Annotated in this window: 12 protein-coding genes; 1 reads left to right on the top strand and 11 read right to left on the bottom strand. The window is 48.2% G+C overall.

The features are described 5' to 3' along the window. Positions 1–2 precede the first annotated feature (2 nt). The 10 genes from F3J22_RS21000 to F3J22_RS20955 all read right to left on the bottom strand — a co-directional run bounded on the left by F3J22_RS21000 (position 3) and on the right by F3J22_RS20955 (position 13,865). Complete coding sequence (locus F3J22_RS21000; RefSeq protein ID WP_167019891.1) at positions 3–1,436, bottom strand: NAD(P)/FAD-dependent oxidoreductase; 1,434 nt, start codon at positions 1,434–1,436, stop codon at positions 3–5. After that, the gene (soxC, locus tag F3J22_RS20995; RefSeq protein WP_167019890.1) at positions 1,433–2,644 is read right to left on the bottom strand and encodes a sulfite dehydrogenase; all 1,212 of its coding nucleotides are present in this window, start codon (positions 2,642–2,644) and stop codon (positions 1,433–1,435) included. The genes F3J22_RS21000 and soxC overlap by 4 nt, the downstream gene beginning before the upstream one ends. A gap of 16 nt (positions 2,645–2,660) precedes the next feature. Then, positions 2,661–3,194, bottom strand: a complete 534-nt coding sequence (locus F3J22_RS20990) for a c-type cytochrome (RefSeq protein ID WP_167019889.1) — start codon at positions 3,192–3,194, stop codon at positions 2,661–2,663. 5 nt (positions 3,195–3,199) lie between these two features. Beyond that, a complete protein-coding gene (locus F3J22_RS20985; RefSeq protein ID WP_205195487.1) occupies positions 3,200–4,843 on the bottom strand; it encodes a hypothetical protein in 1,644 nt (547 codons plus the stop codon). 18 nt (positions 4,844–4,861) lie between these two features. Further along, complete coding sequence (locus tag F3J22_RS20980; protein WP_167019888.1) at positions 4,862–6,208, bottom strand: DoxX family protein; 1,347 nt, start codon at positions 6,206–6,208, stop codon at positions 4,862–4,864. 19 nt (positions 6,209–6,227) lie between these two features. Beyond that, a complete protein-coding gene (locus F3J22_RS20975) occupies positions 6,228–7,580 on the bottom strand; it encodes a RagB/SusD family nutrient uptake outer membrane protein (RefSeq protein WP_167019887.1) in 1,353 nt (450 codons plus the stop codon). Positions 7,581–7,598: 18 nt separating this feature from the next. Further along, positions 7,599–10,718, bottom strand: coding sequence for a TonB-dependent receptor (locus tag F3J22_RS20970; RefSeq protein ID WP_240155138.1), 3,120 nt, complete (start codon positions 10,716–10,718; stop codon positions 7,599–7,601). Between the two features lie 499 nt (positions 10,719–11,217). Further along, positions 11,218–12,186, bottom strand: coding sequence for a hypothetical protein (locus F3J22_RS20965; RefSeq protein WP_167019885.1), 969 nt, complete (start codon positions 12,184–12,186; stop codon positions 11,218–11,220). A 92-nt stretch (positions 12,187–12,278) separates the two neighbouring features. Beyond that, positions 12,279–12,812 carry an RNA polymerase sigma factor gene (locus F3J22_RS20960; protein WP_167020763.1) on the bottom strand — a complete coding sequence of 178 codons (534 nt, stop codon included), beginning with the start codon at positions 12,810–12,812 and terminating at the stop codon, positions 12,279–12,281. A 204-nt stretch (positions 12,813–13,016) separates the two neighbouring features. Then, on the bottom strand, positions 13,017–13,865 hold the full coding sequence (locus F3J22_RS20955; RefSeq protein WP_167019884.1) for a hypothetical protein: 849 nt from the start codon (positions 13,863–13,865) through the stop codon (positions 13,017–13,019). Between the two features lie 269 nt (positions 13,866–14,134). On the opposite strand from F3J22_RS20955, the gene F3J22_RS20950 reads away from it, so the two are divergent. Beyond that, entirely contained in the window at positions 14,135–14,581 is a 447-nt protein-coding gene (locus tag F3J22_RS20950) for a lipocalin family protein (protein WP_167019883.1), read from the top strand. 277 nt (positions 14,582–14,858) lie between these two features. Here F3J22_RS20950 and F3J22_RS20945 read toward each other — a convergent pair whose 3' ends face one another. Beyond that, complete coding sequence (locus tag F3J22_RS20945; RefSeq protein WP_167019882.1) at positions 14,859–17,360, bottom strand: right-handed parallel beta-helix repeat-containing protein; 2,502 nt, start codon at positions 17,358–17,360, stop codon at positions 14,859–14,861. Positions 17,361–17,808 lie beyond the last annotated feature (448 nt).

Genomic DNA, 17,808 nt, shown 5'->3' with positions numbered 1-17,808 from the left:
GTTCAGGCGATGCGGAGATCTTTCAGTACCTGGCGGGCAGCGTTGAAGCCGCACATGCCATGTACGCCACCACCTGGCGGCGTAGAAGCAGAGCAGATATAAATGCCTGCTGCTGCAGTACGATAAGGTGTCAGGCTCGTCACCGGCCTGGTAAACAGCTGCCGGATGTCGATTGCCCCTCCGTTGATGTCGCCACCAATATAATTCTGGTTGTAGCTTTGCATAGCCGCAGGGCCCATGGTATGGCGTGCGACAATTCTTTTTTTGAATCCCGGTGCAAAACGTTCTACCTGATTTTCTATGAGCTCTGTCATATCCGCCGTGGAACCATTCGGAACATGACAGTAACCCCAAACTGTATGGTACCCTTCAGGGGCGCGGGTATCATCGAACACACTCTGTTGCGCCAGCAGTACAAAAGGTTTTTCAGCGGTTTTTCCCTGCCAGCACAATGCTTCGGCAGCGGCCACTTCTTCAAAGGTATTTCCGAGATGCACGGTACCAGCCTTTCTGCATTTTTCATTTTCAAACGGCACGGGGCCTTCCAGTGCCCAGTCTACTTTAAATACGCCGGGGCCATAACGGTAACGCCTCAACTGAGCGGCATACCTGGCCGGGAAACGTATTCCCGCAATACTGAGTAACTGTTTCGGGCTTGTATCAAAAAGTACGACACGTGAAGCAGGCAGGTTGTCTATATTATTCACTGTTACGCCTGTTTCAATCTCTCCGCCTAAGCTAATAAAATATGCTGATAATGCATTACTTATTTGATGAGAGCCATTTTTTACCAGCGGCCATCCGGCGATATGTCCGGCAGCACCGAGTACCAAAGCGATGGCCGCACTGCTCATTGAGGTCAGTGGCAGCATGGAATGGGCTGCCAGTCCTGCCCAGAGGCCACGGGCTTCACGGGTCCTGAAACGCTTTGCTATACTGGCGGCAGACTGCATCGCCGACAACCCGAACCTGGCCATTTTCATCGGATGCCGCGGGAAGCCAAGCGGAGAAAGGATCTCATCGGCAAGCAATGACCAGTCGTGGACCAGTGGCTGCACCAGTTTTTGATAAGCGGTAGCGTCTATGCCGAGTCCGTGCGCTGTTTCCTCCAGACCGTGTAGCAATACGGCGGCGCTACCATCATCAAAAGGATGTGCCGCTGCTACTTCCGGGTAAATTAGCTCCAGGCCAAAATCCTTCAGGGGTAAGGATTTGAAGAATGGCGACATCACCGCCATCGGGTGGATCGCCGAACATACATCGTGGTGAAAGCCCGGCAGGGTGAGTTCCTGCGTTCTGGTGCCCCCACCAACCGTGTCTTTTGCTTCCAGCACCAATACCTTCAGGCCGTGCTGCTGCAGGGTAATAGCGGCTGCGAGTCCGTTAGGCCCCGCTCCTACTACTATTGCATCATATGTAAACGCTGCTTTACTCATTTGAATTTTTCTGGTTTAAACAAGACTTTGCCATCGCGCTGGATGAGCCAGGAAGTGACCGGATTTACGTGATAGCCGCCCATGTCCCTGCCGCGTGCAGCCACCAGCTCGCGCAGAAAAGGCTGTACATAGCCGGTGTTGTCCACAGCGCGACTCATAATTTCGGTATTTTGTCCGTCCCATTTCCAGCCATAACGAAACAAGGTATGCGCCTTGTCAAGCACGGGTTCCTGCAGGGTGGCCGGCTGCCAGTGCCTGCCGGCATCGGTACTTATTTCCACCCGCTCAATTTTTCCGCGGCCGCTCCATGCGATGCCACGAATTTCTATCCAGCCTCTTTCTACCTGCTGCGGAAAGGCAGGATAGGTGATGATGGAACGGGCATCCATATCGAAGCTGAACTGCCTTATTTTCCCGCCTTTGATCGTTTCTGTGTATTTGGATGTTTCCTCCCGCGTCATGAAAGGCTTATCGGTCAGCTCTATACGGCGTATCCATTTCACGTTGGTATTTCCTTCCCAGCCGGGAAGAAAAAGCCGTGCCGGGTAGCCTTGCTCGGGCCTGATTGCTTCTCCGTTCTGTCCGTAGGCGATCATGGCGTCGCTCCAGCCTTTGCTTACAGGGATGCTGCGTGTCATGACGGCGGCATCGGAGCCTTCGGCCAGGAACCAGGTTGCCTTTGGGTGCACGCCTACTTCTCTGAAGAGTGTACTGAGCATGACGCCTGTCCACTCACTCTGACTGGTGAGGCCGCATATTTCCTGCGGTGTCATCGTTTCCTTTCCTGTTCTGAAGTTACCACTACATTCTATAAAAGCAATGCGTGACAATGCCGGAAACCGCTTCAGGTCGCGGAGGGTGAATACCATGGGCCTTTCCACCATACCATGAATGAGTAGTTCGTACTTATCTGGATGGATGGCAGGTACACCGTTGTGGCTCCGTTCGAAATGAAGGTCCGACGGGGTGATGATACCGTAAAAATCCTGTAGCGGCGCCCTTGCAGAGATATCGGACGCTTTCTTCTGTAGCTGTTCGTAAGGAGACCTGGTGCCTACCTTACCAACCGGAGCGCCAGGCGTTTTTGTAGGGTCGGCGGTAGCCGGGTCATTGGCCTGCCGGGCTGCTGCACCGGGAATAATGGCCCCCAGCGCGGTAACGGCGGCAGCTCTTAATAGTGTTCTTCTTGGTAATTTATCTTTCTCCATCGCTGATCAACCGATTTTAACGTACTTCATGTCCACCCCTTCGATCATCGTCTACAAACATTTTCTTAGCCGGCATGACGATGGCCGGCAGCGTATGTGCGTTGACGATAGTGGTACTGTCAATAATTTTATTGCTATAAAGCAGGAATGCTGTCAGGTGATAAACTTCTTCATTGGTCAATGAACCAGGCGCATTGAAAGGCATGGCGCGGCGGATATAATCGAACAAGGTGGTCGCATATGGCCAGTAATTACCGATGGCCTTTACATGGGCTGTATCTCCGAATGGCGCCACCAACCTATTTTCTGGCACCTCTGTACCTGTAGGACCATGGCATGGTGCACATCTTGCAATAAATATTATTCTGCCGGCGGATACCTTTCCTGCGCCTGGCGGGAGTCCTTTTCCGTCTGTGGCGATGGAAATATTCTGCGAATCAATTTCATGTTGTGTGGCAGAGCGCCCGAACCCATAGTGCGCAGGCTTTTCCGAAGCACTATGGCAGGCAGCGATGAATATGGCAGCAGAAAAAATAATTCGTTTATACATACACGTTAATATTTTCCGGCCATAAGCCCGGGAGTTGTCAGGGCATAATGCCTGTCTGCCCGCTCCAGCACTACATAGATATCATTCTTATCTTCATCTTTACCGGAGAGAATAATTTTATTACCGTCGGCTGTCTGGTAGCTCACCACAAAACGTTTTCTTTTTTCTTTTTTAGGTGTGGCGGCGTAATCTCTTGCCCGGCGGGCAGTGAGTGCACGGGGATCTATTTTCAGGGATTCGTCGCCAATGTTTTTGCGTGCTGCTGCAGGTATCCAGTTATCATGCTGACTGTTATCCGCAATGGTATCCCTGGCAGGCAGGCCAGTACCGAGATTGAAGTCGGTACCGCCATCTCCCCCAACACCAGCGGTTTTATTTCTTCTATCCGGGATATCCTTGTATTTATCTTCCAGGTAGAGGGTATGATTTATTTCATCTGCATAATAGTGAAAGGCCCTTTGTCCGCCAGCCACACCTGTGATTTCGAAGGTCCTGTTTACATCCCGCTGCGGATCACCGCCGCCATTGCTGAGGTCCAGCTTATGCGGTTTATTGACCCTGAACGTAAAGGTAGACCAGTCTTCAAAAGTAGCTTCCTGCCAGCGAATGGTATCCAGTGGATTGTAAGGCAGCAGTGTACCGTTGATACGGAATTCTGTCACATTATAATTACCACGTAATTCCTTCACACCCGCCACAGCAGGCTGTTTATAGGGATCGTACAGGAAGTTTATCAATTGCAGATAAAACAGTACGAACAGAAACAGGAAGATGGTAAAGGATTTCAGCGATATCCTGCCGATGTTTGCCGCACGGGAGAGGGTTGGGTAAAAGTGTACAGGGCTGGTAAATCTCTCCTGAATTAATAAACGCACAATATTGGGTACATCTGCTATCAGGAGAAATGCTGCCAGCAGCACAAAGTAGCTGCTGTATACATGAACGCCGCCATCATAGGCAAAATTCACGTATACGATATCGCCAAGGGCTGCAAATAACAGTATCGCGCCCAGGGTGGTCGTCTTCCTGAAAAACAATAATGTACCTGCGGTAACTTCTACCACACCCGCAAATACCTGGTACCATGGTACAATACCGATGGAGAGCCAGTATATTTTCTGTGCGGTAAAATCTCCGAAATTGGTATTCAGCAGTCCGAGTGATGGATATGGCATTTGCACCGGCAGCAGCTTTGTAAAGCCAAACCCGATGATGCCAATGCCTGCCCTATACCGAACGACTACACGCAGCCAGTAGTACAAGGTCGTATATTCCTGGCGCGGAGATTTTCGTATATACGCGACGAGTGTCCATAGCAAGCCTCCCGCTGTGGCTACCAGCGCAGTGATGATCCAATTGGCATATCCCAGCAGTGAAGAACCGAAAATGGTATTTCCGAAGAAGTTGATACCTGAACCAAACCTTGCGATATCATACAGGTCGCGGTAGTTGAGATGCAGCCAGTTCAACGCTATCAGTTGTGTATACCATTCCGGTGTATTGGGGATGGAGATAGCGATGAAGAAGATAAAGGCAATCCTGAAAAGCAGGCGCTGATAAGCCTTCCATGGTGCCTGCGGCTGCAACGGAGGCAGCTTGCCTGCGGCAGTTTCCGGTGACGGTGTCAATGTTGTTGCAGAATGAGCCATAAGGCAATTATTTAGCAGTTAGAGTTTTAATTTCTTTGTACGGCCGCTGGCAGCTTCTTTGAGCAGGTATTGCTTAGGCAGCTTATCCAATACCACCCACAGGGAATCGCCGGCAGCCGTGCGTCCGGCAAGGCGCAGCTGGTCCGCTCCTGTTCTTACCAGCTGCAATGCAATACTATCAGCAGGGTAATGTGGGTTCTTATTGGTTAGTAATAAACGATCCTGCAGGGTGTCAGCCCTATAGCTGTAATAGCGTCTGGCATTGGTACCCTCCGCTTCGTAATTACGTGCTTCGTCTCCTTTAGGCACAAGGTGCCGGTTATTTTCATCTATTGTTACCGGCTGATTTGTGCGGATGCTGAGTGTATTCCATTCTTCAAAAACCACGTCCTTCCAACGGATGGAGTCATTCGGAGCATACGGAAGCGTATCTTTATTGATCACAAAAGTGCTGACATTATAAATCCCTGCAAGACCTTGCAGGCCTTTCCCCGCAGGGAACTGATACGGATCATTCTTCGCGCCATTGCTGGTTTTCACGCCATACACCACAATGAACAGCAGTATAAAAAGCGACTTCAATCCAAGCCTTACATTCCGCCAGTTGCCGGTAAATGTAGGTTTGAAAGGGCCTGCCGCTGTTGGCAATTGTAATATCAGCAAGCGGAATACGCGTAGGGCATCATAGCTGAAAATCAACATGGCCAGGGTAATGAGGTACAGACTATATACCGTGTCTCCACCTTCATACGCGATATTGGACATGAATACATTGCCGCCGAAAATCAGGAAGAGAAATGCCGCAATGCCGGCAGTTCTTCTATTTAACAGTAACAGCGCCAGCAGCATTTCTACCAGTCCCAGAAAGGATTCATACCCGGGAACAATACCCAGACTCAGTGAAAACAGCTTCCAGCGGTTAAAATCACCATAAGCTGTATTTAAATTACTGATAGATGGGTATGGCGACTGCAACGGGAAAAATTTGATAAAGCCGTATGCCAGCACGGCTAAAGCCAGGCGGTAGCGCGCGAATACACGTAGCCAGTACCACAGCCTGTTATAATTATCCGTTTGATTATTATCCGTGTAAGTCCATACAGCGGCGGCAACCAGGGCTATCAGCAGGAGAATACCCCAGTCTGCAAAAGTAGCCTGGCCGGCGCCAATATGCGTGGCATAGTGTGCAAGATTGAAAATGTCCTGGTACTGGATGTTTGACCAGTCCAGGTGAAATAAGGTGTTATAAAAGGCAGTGTCGAGTGGAAAGATCTGCAATAAAAAATATACAAATACCACTCTGAACAACAATTTCTCAAAATGTTTCCAGCTGCGGGTTTCAGCTGATGAAGAATAAGCATTCATACGATTGTATTTATGATGATCATTGCGGATTCTGCGTGAGTTTGCCGTTAGACAAAACGATTTCCTGGGCCGGGATTGGGAAGAGATATTGTTTAGGATCTGTTACCCCAAGCACGGCTGCTGCCCTGTTGGTGCGTACGAGGTCGAACCACCGGTGAGGTTCCAGGGCGAATTCAATTCTTCTTTCATTTTCGATAGCCAGGAGTATATCAGCCTGTGTGGTGGCTGTTGTTGGCGGCAGTCCGGCTCTGTCGCGGACAGCGTTCAGCGGTACTACTGCTTCCAGCAATTTATTTTGATTAGCTAACGCTTCCGCATATACGAGATAAATCTCTGCGATTCGGATGATGTACGCCGGATCAGTGGCCGGGCTTCTGTAATAGAGGTTGCCGTACCAGAGTCCTGCTGAAGTTTTAGCTACCAACACGTTCCTGTTTCCGCCGATGGCAGCATTATTTACCAGTGCCACGAAAGCATCGTTAGGCGCCCATTGGCGGGTACCGCCATTTGCAGGGGGCTGCCAGTAGTTACGATGGCCATTGGAATAGGTAGCGCTGTACGACAATTCAAACACTGATTCTTTGGTAGCAATAGCACTTGCAGGAGAAAAGAAAGAAGAGAATGGCTTCAGCAGCTGGTAGAAATTCTTATCTGCCAGTACTTTGGCAGCATAGGCGGCAGCATTATCCCACTGACCACGATAGAGGTAATAACGGGATTTCAGCGCCCATACCGTTTCCAGGTTAACCCTTACAGGATTGGCAACACCAGGCAATTGCAACAATTGTTCCGCCGCGTTGAGGTCGGTGAGCACCTGGTCGTATACGGCAGACTGTGTGCTCTGTGCTATATTGGTTTTATCAGTAACTGCCAGTGTAGGCGTTAACGTTATTTGTACATTTCCCCATGTTCTGGCCAGGTCGAAAAAGCAGAGCGCGCGGATAAACAGCGCTTCGCCTATGAGCTGGTTTCTGTCGGCAGTAGCGAAAGTAGCATCCGTTACCGTAGGGACTTTGGTAATCACATGGTTGGCGCTATTGATCGTGGCATAAATAGCAGACCATACACTGGCCAGGTTGCCATTATCAGCAGAAATCTGGTGCGTAATAAACTGCTGTATTATAGACTGGGAGCCTGTCCATTGCACATTATCACCCGGCAGGTAACCGAAAGTCTGGAACAGGCTGCCATAGTAACCATCAGCAGCCAGTTTACGATAGGTGCCCCGCAAAGCTGTCTGGGCGGAGGTTTTATCTACTATCGTCAATTCATCAGACACTGCATCCTTTGGTGTTACATCCAGGAATTTATTGCAGGCAACCATCCACATAGCAGCAGACAGGATGATGGTATATATAAGAAAACGTTTCATGGTCATTTGCGATTGAAATTAAAGCGTGAGATTAACACCAGCCTGTACACTGCGTGGTTGTGGCGGCGTGCCCAGATCCAGGCCCTGTACCGTTTGAATAGACGTTACGTTTGCTTCCGGGTCTGGTCCGGTGTATTTGGTCAGCAGCCACAGGTTACTACCGATCACGTATACACGCAGCTGATGAATACGCAGGTGCTGGCTGACAGACTTAGGCACTGTATAACTGAGCGTCACCGTTTTGAGGCGCAGGAAAGAGCCATCCTCGAGGAAGCGGCTGTTCTGGTCGACCGTATAGTTGAGGCCATAGGCAGTGAGTCGGGGTACATCGGTAACATCGCCAGGTTTCTGCCAGCGGTTTAGCTGATCAGCAAAGAGCACACGGTTGGCATCGCGGGTACCACCACCTTCCCCGAAGAATTTATTCAGGTTATAAACATTGTTACCATATTGATAAGAGAACAGCACACTGAGGTCAAAACCTTTATAGGAGAAGGTATTGCTGATACCGCCGAAGAATTTAGGCATCGCATTGCCCATTACCTTTCTGGCAGACACCGGCAATTTACCATTCTGGGCACCTTCAAATATCACGTCGCCCGTTTTACTATCTACCCCTAATTGTTTATAGAGCCAGAAGGAATACATCGGGGCACCCTGCTGCATGATAATCCAATCGCGGTTATACTGGTAGATAGGCGTCGGCAGTTTTTCAATCCTGTTGGTATTTCCGGAGATACTGAAATTGGTATTCCAGGTAAAATCTTTATTGGTGATATTTACCGAATTGATACCCAGTTCATACCCTTTATTACTGATTTCGCCGGCATTGCTATTGAAGGAGCTGAAGCCGGTGCTGCCTTGTACTGGCAGGCGTAGCAGTACATTGGAAGTATATTTATAGTAAACGTCGGCAGTGAGGCTGATACGGCCGTCGAAGAGGCCAAGATCGAGACCGGCATTGGCCTGGCTGGTCCTTTCCCATTGGAGGTGCTGATTGGAAAGCTGTTGCGGCGCAGTTCCCGGCTGATCGCCGGTACTACCATCCGGGTACCCCCATCCACCGCTCCAGAGGCCTTGAGAGGCGAAGTTATCGATACCGGCCTGGTTGCCGGTAACACCGTAGGAAGCCCTGATTTTAAGGTCGCTGATGCGGTTATCATCTTTCAGGAATTTTTCTTCTTTGATACGCCAGGAAGCGCCTACAGCCGGGAAGTAGCCCCAGCGGCTATCCTGTCCGAATTTAGAAGAGCCATCCGCGCGGATGCTGGCTTCCAGGTAATATTTACCAGCATAGTTGTAGTCGATGCGGGAGAAGAATGACGCAAGGTTTACTTTCGTCCAGGTTTGTCCGGAAGTACGTATAGCCGCCGACGATATATCCTTATAGGAATTACTTGCGAAGCCGGTGCCTTGTGCGGACGTGACCGCGATAGTATTACTCTGGATGGTATTCCCTATGAGCACGCCCAGGAAATGGCCGGTAGCCACCTGTTTACGGTAGGATAATGTCTGTTCGTTTATCCATGCCGTATTGGAAGTGATGGCAGAGGTAGCGAGCCCGTTGGTGGGTGCAGCTCCCAGCTGGGTCAGATTATTCCAGTATTCCGATTCGTTATAGTTGTTATAGTCGAGACTGAAGGTAGTACGAAACTTCAGGTCGGGCAGAATGTTGGCATCTGCATAAATATTACCTATATAACGCAGGCTGGTTGTATTAACATCATAGTTATTGATAAGCACCTGCACGTTATCGAAGCCCGCCCAGCGGGCAGGTGTACCATCAGCATTCACTTCCGGCAGATAGGTAGGCGTATGCAACGCAGCCTGGAGGAGGCCTCCCTGCGGCCCATCACCGGAGCGGCCCTGGTTGCGGTAACTGCGGGAGAAGCTATTGCTGGTACCTACCGTGATACGATCGTTGAGACGCTGGTCCAGGTTGAGTTTGAAGCTCACCCTATCGAACCACATTGGTTGCAGGATAGAACCCTGGCGGGAATAGCCGCCACCCATATAGTATTTTGTTTCTTTATTGCCACCGGAGAGCGATAGGTTATAGTTTTGCAGACTGGCATTATGAAAAACCTCGCCCAGGCGGTCGTAGGTTTGTTGTTCAGACGGGAGGCCACGTGGGGCGGGACTTGCATTCGGGTTATCCGTTTTTGCGCGGAAAGGCAGGTAGCTGTACTTCGCAATACCCGCAGCATCCCCGGCAGCTTTGGCATCCGCGAGTGAGTTAGTATAAAACTCGTTGATGAGGGTGGCGTGCTGGGGCCCCGTGGTGAGATCCCAGAGCTTCGGCGCCCAGGCAGTGCCACCGGAAACATCTACATTGAGTTTTGGTTTTGAATTGAAACTACCATGTTTTGTCGTGATGATGATAACACCATTTGCGCCGCGGGAGCCGTAAATCGCTGTGGCGCTGGCATCTTTCAGCACTTCAATATTTTCGATATCAGCAGGATTGAGATCCGCCAGTACAGAGGTACTGCGACCACCAGTATTCACTGATTGCAGGCTGGTATTATTGATAAATACACCATCTACAATATAAAGCGGATTATTATCCGCGTTGATAGAAGTAGTACCGCGTACCCTTACAAAAACGGCGTCGCCGGGAACACCGGTATTGGAGTTGATTTGCACGCCGGCCGCGCGTCCCTGCAACTGCGCATCGAAGCTGGCTACCGGAACGCTGGTTACCTCCGCTCCCTTCACCGAAGAGATAGCGCTGGTAAGATCGCGCCGTTTCTGCGTGCCGTAGCCTACCACCACTACGTCATTGAGTTGCTGGGTAAGTTCGGAAAGCGGGATATTGCCTGCATTGGCTTTGTCTACATAAATTTCCTTCAGCTGGTACCCGATGACGGAGATAATATATACCACGGGAACTTTCTGTCCTGTCCGGAAGAAGAAGTCGCCCTGCTGGTTGGTCTGCACTTCGTGCGTTGTACCTTTGATATGTACGGTAGCGCCTTCGAGCGGTTGGGAAGTTTTTGCATCAATTACTTTTCCTGACAGGGAAATGTTGTGCTGGATGATGTCTTCCTGTTTTTTGTTAGTTGGATTTTGTGGCTGCTGACCTATGGAGATATAGGGCAATAGCAGTCCTAAACTGCATGCAATAGCAATTTTCATTATCTTTACTTTGGTATTAAAAAATAAGGCCGGTGCAGGTATGATCATACCGCACTGTAAAATGTCCCACAGCCTTTTTTGCCAGCCGGAACTGCGCCAACAGTTCCGGCTTTTTTATTTTATGATCAGATCAGATTCAACATCGGAAAATTGTCGGCTGACAAATATGTTGCATGTTGGAATAATTGTTTATCATGGTAAATTCTGGTTGTTCGCATAAAAGGGTTCAGCATGGAGGATGAAAAAGACGTAGACCTACCCTGTCGCGAGAAAGCCTGCCGGTACAATAATACAATAAATTTCACAAAGTCTACTGTTTTAGTGGACTAATTAATAAAAAACAGTTACAGGGAAATATATAACGTTGAAGGCTATGGGTTAATACTCAGGCAGAAAGCGTCATTGATATGCGTGTGGTTAAGAATAAATTAATATATGGGGAGACGTTATTGTTTTGCCGGAATCGTTTATCAATTACCGTTAGATGATAACATTATGCTTACTGATTCCCTTTGGTAGAGTCTTTACTGACAGAAATTTTATAGTCATCAGCCGTAATACCTTTTACGCCGCGGGGTTTGGGCGGAGCGGGCTTTACGGGTGCTGGTGTATTATTGGGTATTGCAGGCGGTACTGCTTTTGCGGGTACGCTGTCTGGCACAAATAGTGGCAGCACGCGTTGGGGGCCTGATTCATATTCAGGGGCAGGTACGGTATCACTAACTGCAGGAGTATCAACTGAAGGAATTGGTACTGGTGGAGTCTGTGGAGTTAGCGGCATGATTTGCATAGTATCTGTTTGCCGCAAGGTATCAGGTGCCGGCGTTGGTACAGGAATAGCTATTTGTAATGTTGTATCTATAGTTATTTTTTGGTTAGATGATTGATTGGGTTTTAGATTAAAGAACCACACGGTAGCGGTAATGGCAACGATTCCTCCCAATCCGTACCAGCTCCAGGATTTGGGGAATGTTGTTGCAGGATGGTTGCCGGGAGTAGCGTTCGTTGCATTGTCCGGTGCGGTTTCAGGTTGCTGGTCTGGTCCTTCATCTGGATGATCAGGAGTAGCATCAGGATGATGATCCGTAGCAGTATCGGCATTGTGGTTGTGGCCTGCGTCAGGATGATGATTTGCATTTGTACCTGTATGGTCAGGTGCAGCATCAGGATGATGATCAGGCGCGGTATCGGCATTATGGTTATGACCTCCGTCAGGATGGTGATCTGCATTTGTACCTGTATGGTCTGGTGCAGCATCGGAATGATGATCCGGTGCAGCATCGGTATTGTGGCTGTGGCCTGCGTCGGGATGATGATCAGGGGTACTATCGGGATGGTGATCTGGGATACCCACCATAGCATCTAATTGGGCGCCAATACTAGCCCAGATGCTGTCCTCCAGATGAGGGACAGGCACTTGATCCAGTTTGGTGGCCAATAATTTTTCGTATGGTGTGGTACTATTCACTATGTATTAATCGGTGTTAGTTATTACTTAAATATTTGTTGCTTCATCCAGGTATAAAATCCTTGTTGTTTATTGTCGTTGTGGTGTTACTACTATGTTTTTACCGCGGTCAGTTTTTGCTGTAGTAACTTTCTTGCCTCACTCAGGTGCCATTTACTTGTTCCTTCGCTGATATTCAACCGGGCAGCTATTTCTTTATGCGTGTACCCGTCGACGGCATATAGCACGAATACAGCATGTGTGGCGGGTGGCAGTTGCCGGACTAATGCCAGTATAGCTGCGGCATTGGATTTCTCTATTACTTCATTATTGATGGCGGGTTCTTCGACGGTTTCCAGTTCAAGGCTGACGAATTTACTACGTTGTTTGATATGATCCAGGGCTTCATTGATGACGATACGTTTCAACCATCCGTGTACGTTACCTTTTGTTTCGTCAAAAGTATGGATACTACGGAACATTTTAACAAAGGCATGGGCCAGGATATCGGCGGCTTCGTGCTCGTCGACGGCGTAGCGCATGGCGATTGCCATGGCAAAGCCGTACAACTGACGATACAGTTGTTCCTGTGCCTTCCTTTTACCTGTGCGGCATTCAACAATAATATTGTATAAATCCTGTTCCAGTACCTGAGTATGGTTAATTACGTATTATTATTCTTTTATAGTCCTGCTTAATATTTATTGATCCATTCGCGTCCATCACATAACCTAGCATATTATATCATATCATAGATGGGTAGATATCTGTTGGCTGCTAACCGGGTGCCGGGTTTTATATGGCACCCATGCAACCCTCTACAGGAAGGGTGTTCGTCATTTACCGACAGATTACCATTTGGCGTCTTTTACCCTTCTGGCGAATATAGCGGTTCCGATGGCGCTTATATTCAATCTTTCGCTGGCGTCCAGCTCCTTATAGAACCAGATATTTCTGTCAATCAGGTCAACGACAGCAACAACACCGTCTTTTGTACTGAGTTCGTATCCTGCAAAAAGTTTGAAGGGCAGTTTACCTTCTTTTCCATTGGAGAGTTCTGTCTTTTTTATACTAAGTGGCTTAAGGTAAATGGTATCACTGCCATCCGTTGCGATGCCGCTGTCTTCCTGGCCGGCGAATGCAAAGGGATTATTATCGTGCAGGGCCTGCCTGTCGTAAACATTGGACAGCAGTAATTCCCAGTGGTTAATACCATTCCCGTTTTCTGGTGTGATCATGGCAGAAAACACATAAGAGTGGTATTGAAGTATTTCGAAGCCGCTCAGGAAATCTCTTGGTTTGACGCTTTCATATTCTACTTTACGGTTTAATTCTTTTTCGTGGGCATAGATATTCAAGGTGGTTTGTCCATCTGAGATACTATAGCTGAATTTGGCCTTTTCCTGCTGCATGGTTTCTGACAACTGGCCCCCGACCTGGTTGAGGAAAAGGTTCTCCAGGAAAAAATTCCGTGTTCTTCCGGGTGCCGGGGAACTAAGATGTATTCCTCTTTTAATTTTCGACGTGCTGATACCGGATACCTGCATTTTATTCCCTCTGGCCCCATTGACATGTTCCATGGTCGCCTGTTCCTTAAAGGTAGTGGGGATCGATAGTTTCATAGAAGTTCCACAACCCGTCACTCCGGCGGCTCCCATCATTAATCCTGCTACAGTGGCATTCTTTATTAACCTTAACATTTAGTTGTTCCCTTTAAATAGCACTTTAAATTCCTGACCGGTATAAATAATAAGCAAAACTTTCATTTTTTCCCCTTCCCGGAGGTAAATATAGTTATCGCTGCTAACAATCCATACACCGGCATAGGCTGTCTACATACCAATACCCCTATTTTTTCGCAAAGGTTGGGTAAATGACAAAAAATATTTTTTTTCTTTTTCCCCCAACCATCTGCCCGCTGACAGGGGTACTATTTTCAAACACAAGTTTTATCCAACAAACGAAAAGTATGAAAACAGCTACTATCAAATGGGCATTTGTGGCCCTTGCCTTCGGAACCATGTTCGCCTGTAAGAAAGAAAAAAGTGAATCCTCCACGCCTTCCTGTGAGGTAAGTATGAGCGGCCTGTCTGGCAGCTACCGCCTTACCGGACTGGAATATAAATCACCTACCAGTACTACCCCTGTGGATTTCCTCGCTGCCATGGACGACTGTGAAAAGGATGATATGCTGACGCTCAACAGCAATGGTACCTATAAATATGATGATATGGGTACTGTATGCAGCCCCTCAGGCAGTGAACAGGGCACCTGGACAGTTAGTGGCAAAACACTTACCAGCGACGGGATTCTTTCCGGCACTGTCGCCAGTTATGATTGTAAAACGCTGGTATATTATGTAGAGAATGCGCTGACCAAAGGCGACAGAATGACCTATACACTGGTAAAAAAATAGCACAATAAAATTATAGGTTCAATAATAATTGCAGTGTAACTCTTGCAATCAATTACAAAAAGGCTGACCAGTTCCCTGGTCAGCCCATATTGAATTCTCCAGCTATCTTTTACTTAACTACATCCTGGTCAGAACAGGTGAAAGTCTGGTCTTCTGTACAACAGGTGAAGGCGTATCTTCCCATATGACCAGTACTTTACTCATAAATTAATAACTAACTACATTCCGGGCGGAATAGCGGAAGCCGTTTTGTCCCTTACAACCAGCTCTTAATCTGTTATTGCCTGATCAGCTGCACACTTTGTGGTTGCTTATTAATAATCAGCCTTACCATATAGCTACCAGCAGGTAGAGCGGCAGCTGGTAATGCCACCTGATATACGCCGGCAGGAAGGGTCTTGTTCTGTACCAGCTTCAGTAATATACCTGTATTGCTATACAGCCCAATCCATACCATACCCGCCTTAGGGTTGTTGTATTTTAACGTGGCATCGCCCAAAGCTGGATTAGGATAGATCGTTGCATCCGCGGCGTTGATTGCATGGGACAGATTATTTTCATTACTATAACCGCTGGCAATGGATACAGCAGCACTATTCACCGCTGCCAGGGAAGCACTACAGGAACCCGCAGCAGGTGAAGCACCTACCACCTGTAACCAGTCAATAACTGCAAACTCTTTAGCTTCTGTAGTTTCCAGGCGAATGGTGTTATTTCCTGCAGCCAGACTCACACTGACCAATCCGGTCGTATTCCAGTCTGTCCAGCTACTGGTAACGGGGAACTGGACATTGCTCACCACAATGTTGCCATTAACCAGCACCCGGGCGGTAGTAGAAACACTGCTGCCACCATTGGAATAGCGCCACTGCAACGTATAGGAGCCCGCAGCAGGCACATTGACAGCGTAGTTTACACCCTTGGAAGCTGAGTTGGACAGATTAATATAGTATCCGCCATAAGCGCCGCTATAAGTATTCTGTCTGCTTCCATCAGCGCTGCAATAGCCACCGGTAGCCGTAGCTGCATCATCTATTAACAAAGTACTTCCTGTACCAGTACTGCTAAAACCAGCGGTAACACTCAGGTTACTATTCATGGTAACAGTAGTAGCAATAGATGAACCACTTGCATTGCCACTCCAGCCAGCGAAACTATAGCCAGTGGCCGGAACGGCAGTCAGCGTAACTACCGTACCGGCGGCATAGGACGTTGCATTGGGACTTCTGGTGATACTTCCGCCAGCAGCGGGAGAAGCGCTTGTCGTTAAGGTATAACCGGAAGTGCCAGTAGCGGAAAAATTGGCAACCAGCGATTTGTTAGCATCCATAGTAATATTTACAGCAGCAGTAGTTGCGGTACTGCTACCACTCCAGCCACTGAAGGTATACCCCGAGGCAGGGCTTGCAGTCACAGTTACCAGCGTTCCGGGGGCATAGCTGCCACCAGCCGGAGAAGCGCTCACTGTTCCGGCACCTGCAGGAGTAATGCTGGTGGCGAGTGTGTAGGTGGTAGTGCTGGTACCGCTATATTCCCTCGCTCCCAGATCCGGGGCTGCACCGTTATAGGTGATACCTGTAGTAGCGATACCGGCATCGATCATATCGCTACCTGCTGCCAATGCCAGGAAATTGCCCAGCTGCGGCGTGCCATCTGCACTCCGTGTAATATTAGGGGTTAGTGTAACAAAATCAGCACTGCTGATAACGAGGCTTCCACTGTTAGTGCTGACATTATTCTTCCACCATACATTTGTACTTCCAACCTCTGTACCATTGCTTTTATCGCTGGAACCGGCACTCAGGGATATATTATTCCTGAAAGTAGCGGTACTGCCGGTACGAAAATTGAAATTTGACTCCGCATTGTTGTAACTGGTATTATTGGTTACTTCGATATTGCCGGGGTTATCGTTATCTGTAAAGCCATGGTGGCCATTTCCAAAGGCGATACACCTGCGTACGATATGATTCACGGCAATGCCGGAACCTCCCAGTTTGAAACCGTTCTTATCGCCACTGCCAGAAGTAGCGCCGGAAGAAAGCACGCCATTGTTGTAAGAAATACAGTTTTCCAGTGTAACAGGACCGATTGGACCGGTATCTGTTTTCGCATAGAAATCCCAGCCATCATCGATATTATTATGAGAAATACAGTTCCTGAAAACATTCCCCGTGCCACAGGTAAGTTTGGCTGCAAAACCATCGGCATTTTCATTGCCAGGATCCTGGTTATCGAATGCTTCACAGTTCAGTACCTGGTTGTCTGATGGCCAGGTAGCCAGTGTAGCATTGCTGGTTTTGTAGCGACTGAGCTGCAATCCCGAGTCCCTGTTTTTTGTGAAGATGCAATTAGAGATAATGTTGCTGTTTCCGGATAACAACATACCATTATCTCCCGCCCCTTTAAAGGTAATTCCGCTGATGGTCCAGTAGTCGCCATCAAGTACCATACCCCTGTTGGCATCTGCGGTAGTCTGTCCGCTGAAATCCAGCACCGGAACTTCCGCGTTGTAGGCTACAATACTTTTCCTGGCAGCACTGCTGCCGTTGTTATTATCCGCAATAACAACGGTGGTACTGTAACTATAGGTACCGCCGCGCATATAAATGGTACCGCCGCCAGCTACTGTGGCGATGGCATTTTCGAGGGTGGTAGGTGCGCCAATAACAGTGCCCGGGTTACTGGCACTGCCTGAAGGAGAAACGTACAGTACCTGTTGGCTTTTTGCCAGGTTAACAACGAGGAGGCAAAAAACTGTGAGTAAACAATTTTTCATAACGTAAGATTTTCACAGAAATTATAAAACTTATCATGGCCTACCCCGCTTCTGGCAGAATATATTTACGTAATCGTAGCCGGGAACGATTGCGTAAATCTTTTTAATAAAACAGCCTGAAATATAGCAGCAGTAAACCATTCAGGACTCCGGCCTATCTCTGCAAATAAGACGGCTATAAACACAGATACTCCTGACGGGTATCTCTCCTCACAACTCATCTTACTACTATTATTATTTTTTGTCTGACACATGTACTTCTACATAAATAACTACGTATATACGTCTACGTTATTACACATTTTTCTTCGTATGGCTACCTGAAACGACTCCTATTAAAGGAATGTTAATTTCGCGTTTACCAGGCGCGGCATTAGCATAGTTTAACGATAGATAACACTTTCGTGATAGCATACTACGGTATCTTTGGATTGCAAAACGCCTTACT

Source organism: Chitinophaga sp. Cy-1792, assembly GCF_011752935.1.
GTDB lineage: Bacteria > Bacteroidota > Bacteroidia > Chitinophagales > Chitinophagaceae > Chitinophaga.
The sequence above is the reverse complement of the archived record's forward strand: the minus strand, read 5'-3'. Positions and strand labels throughout refer to the sequence as shown.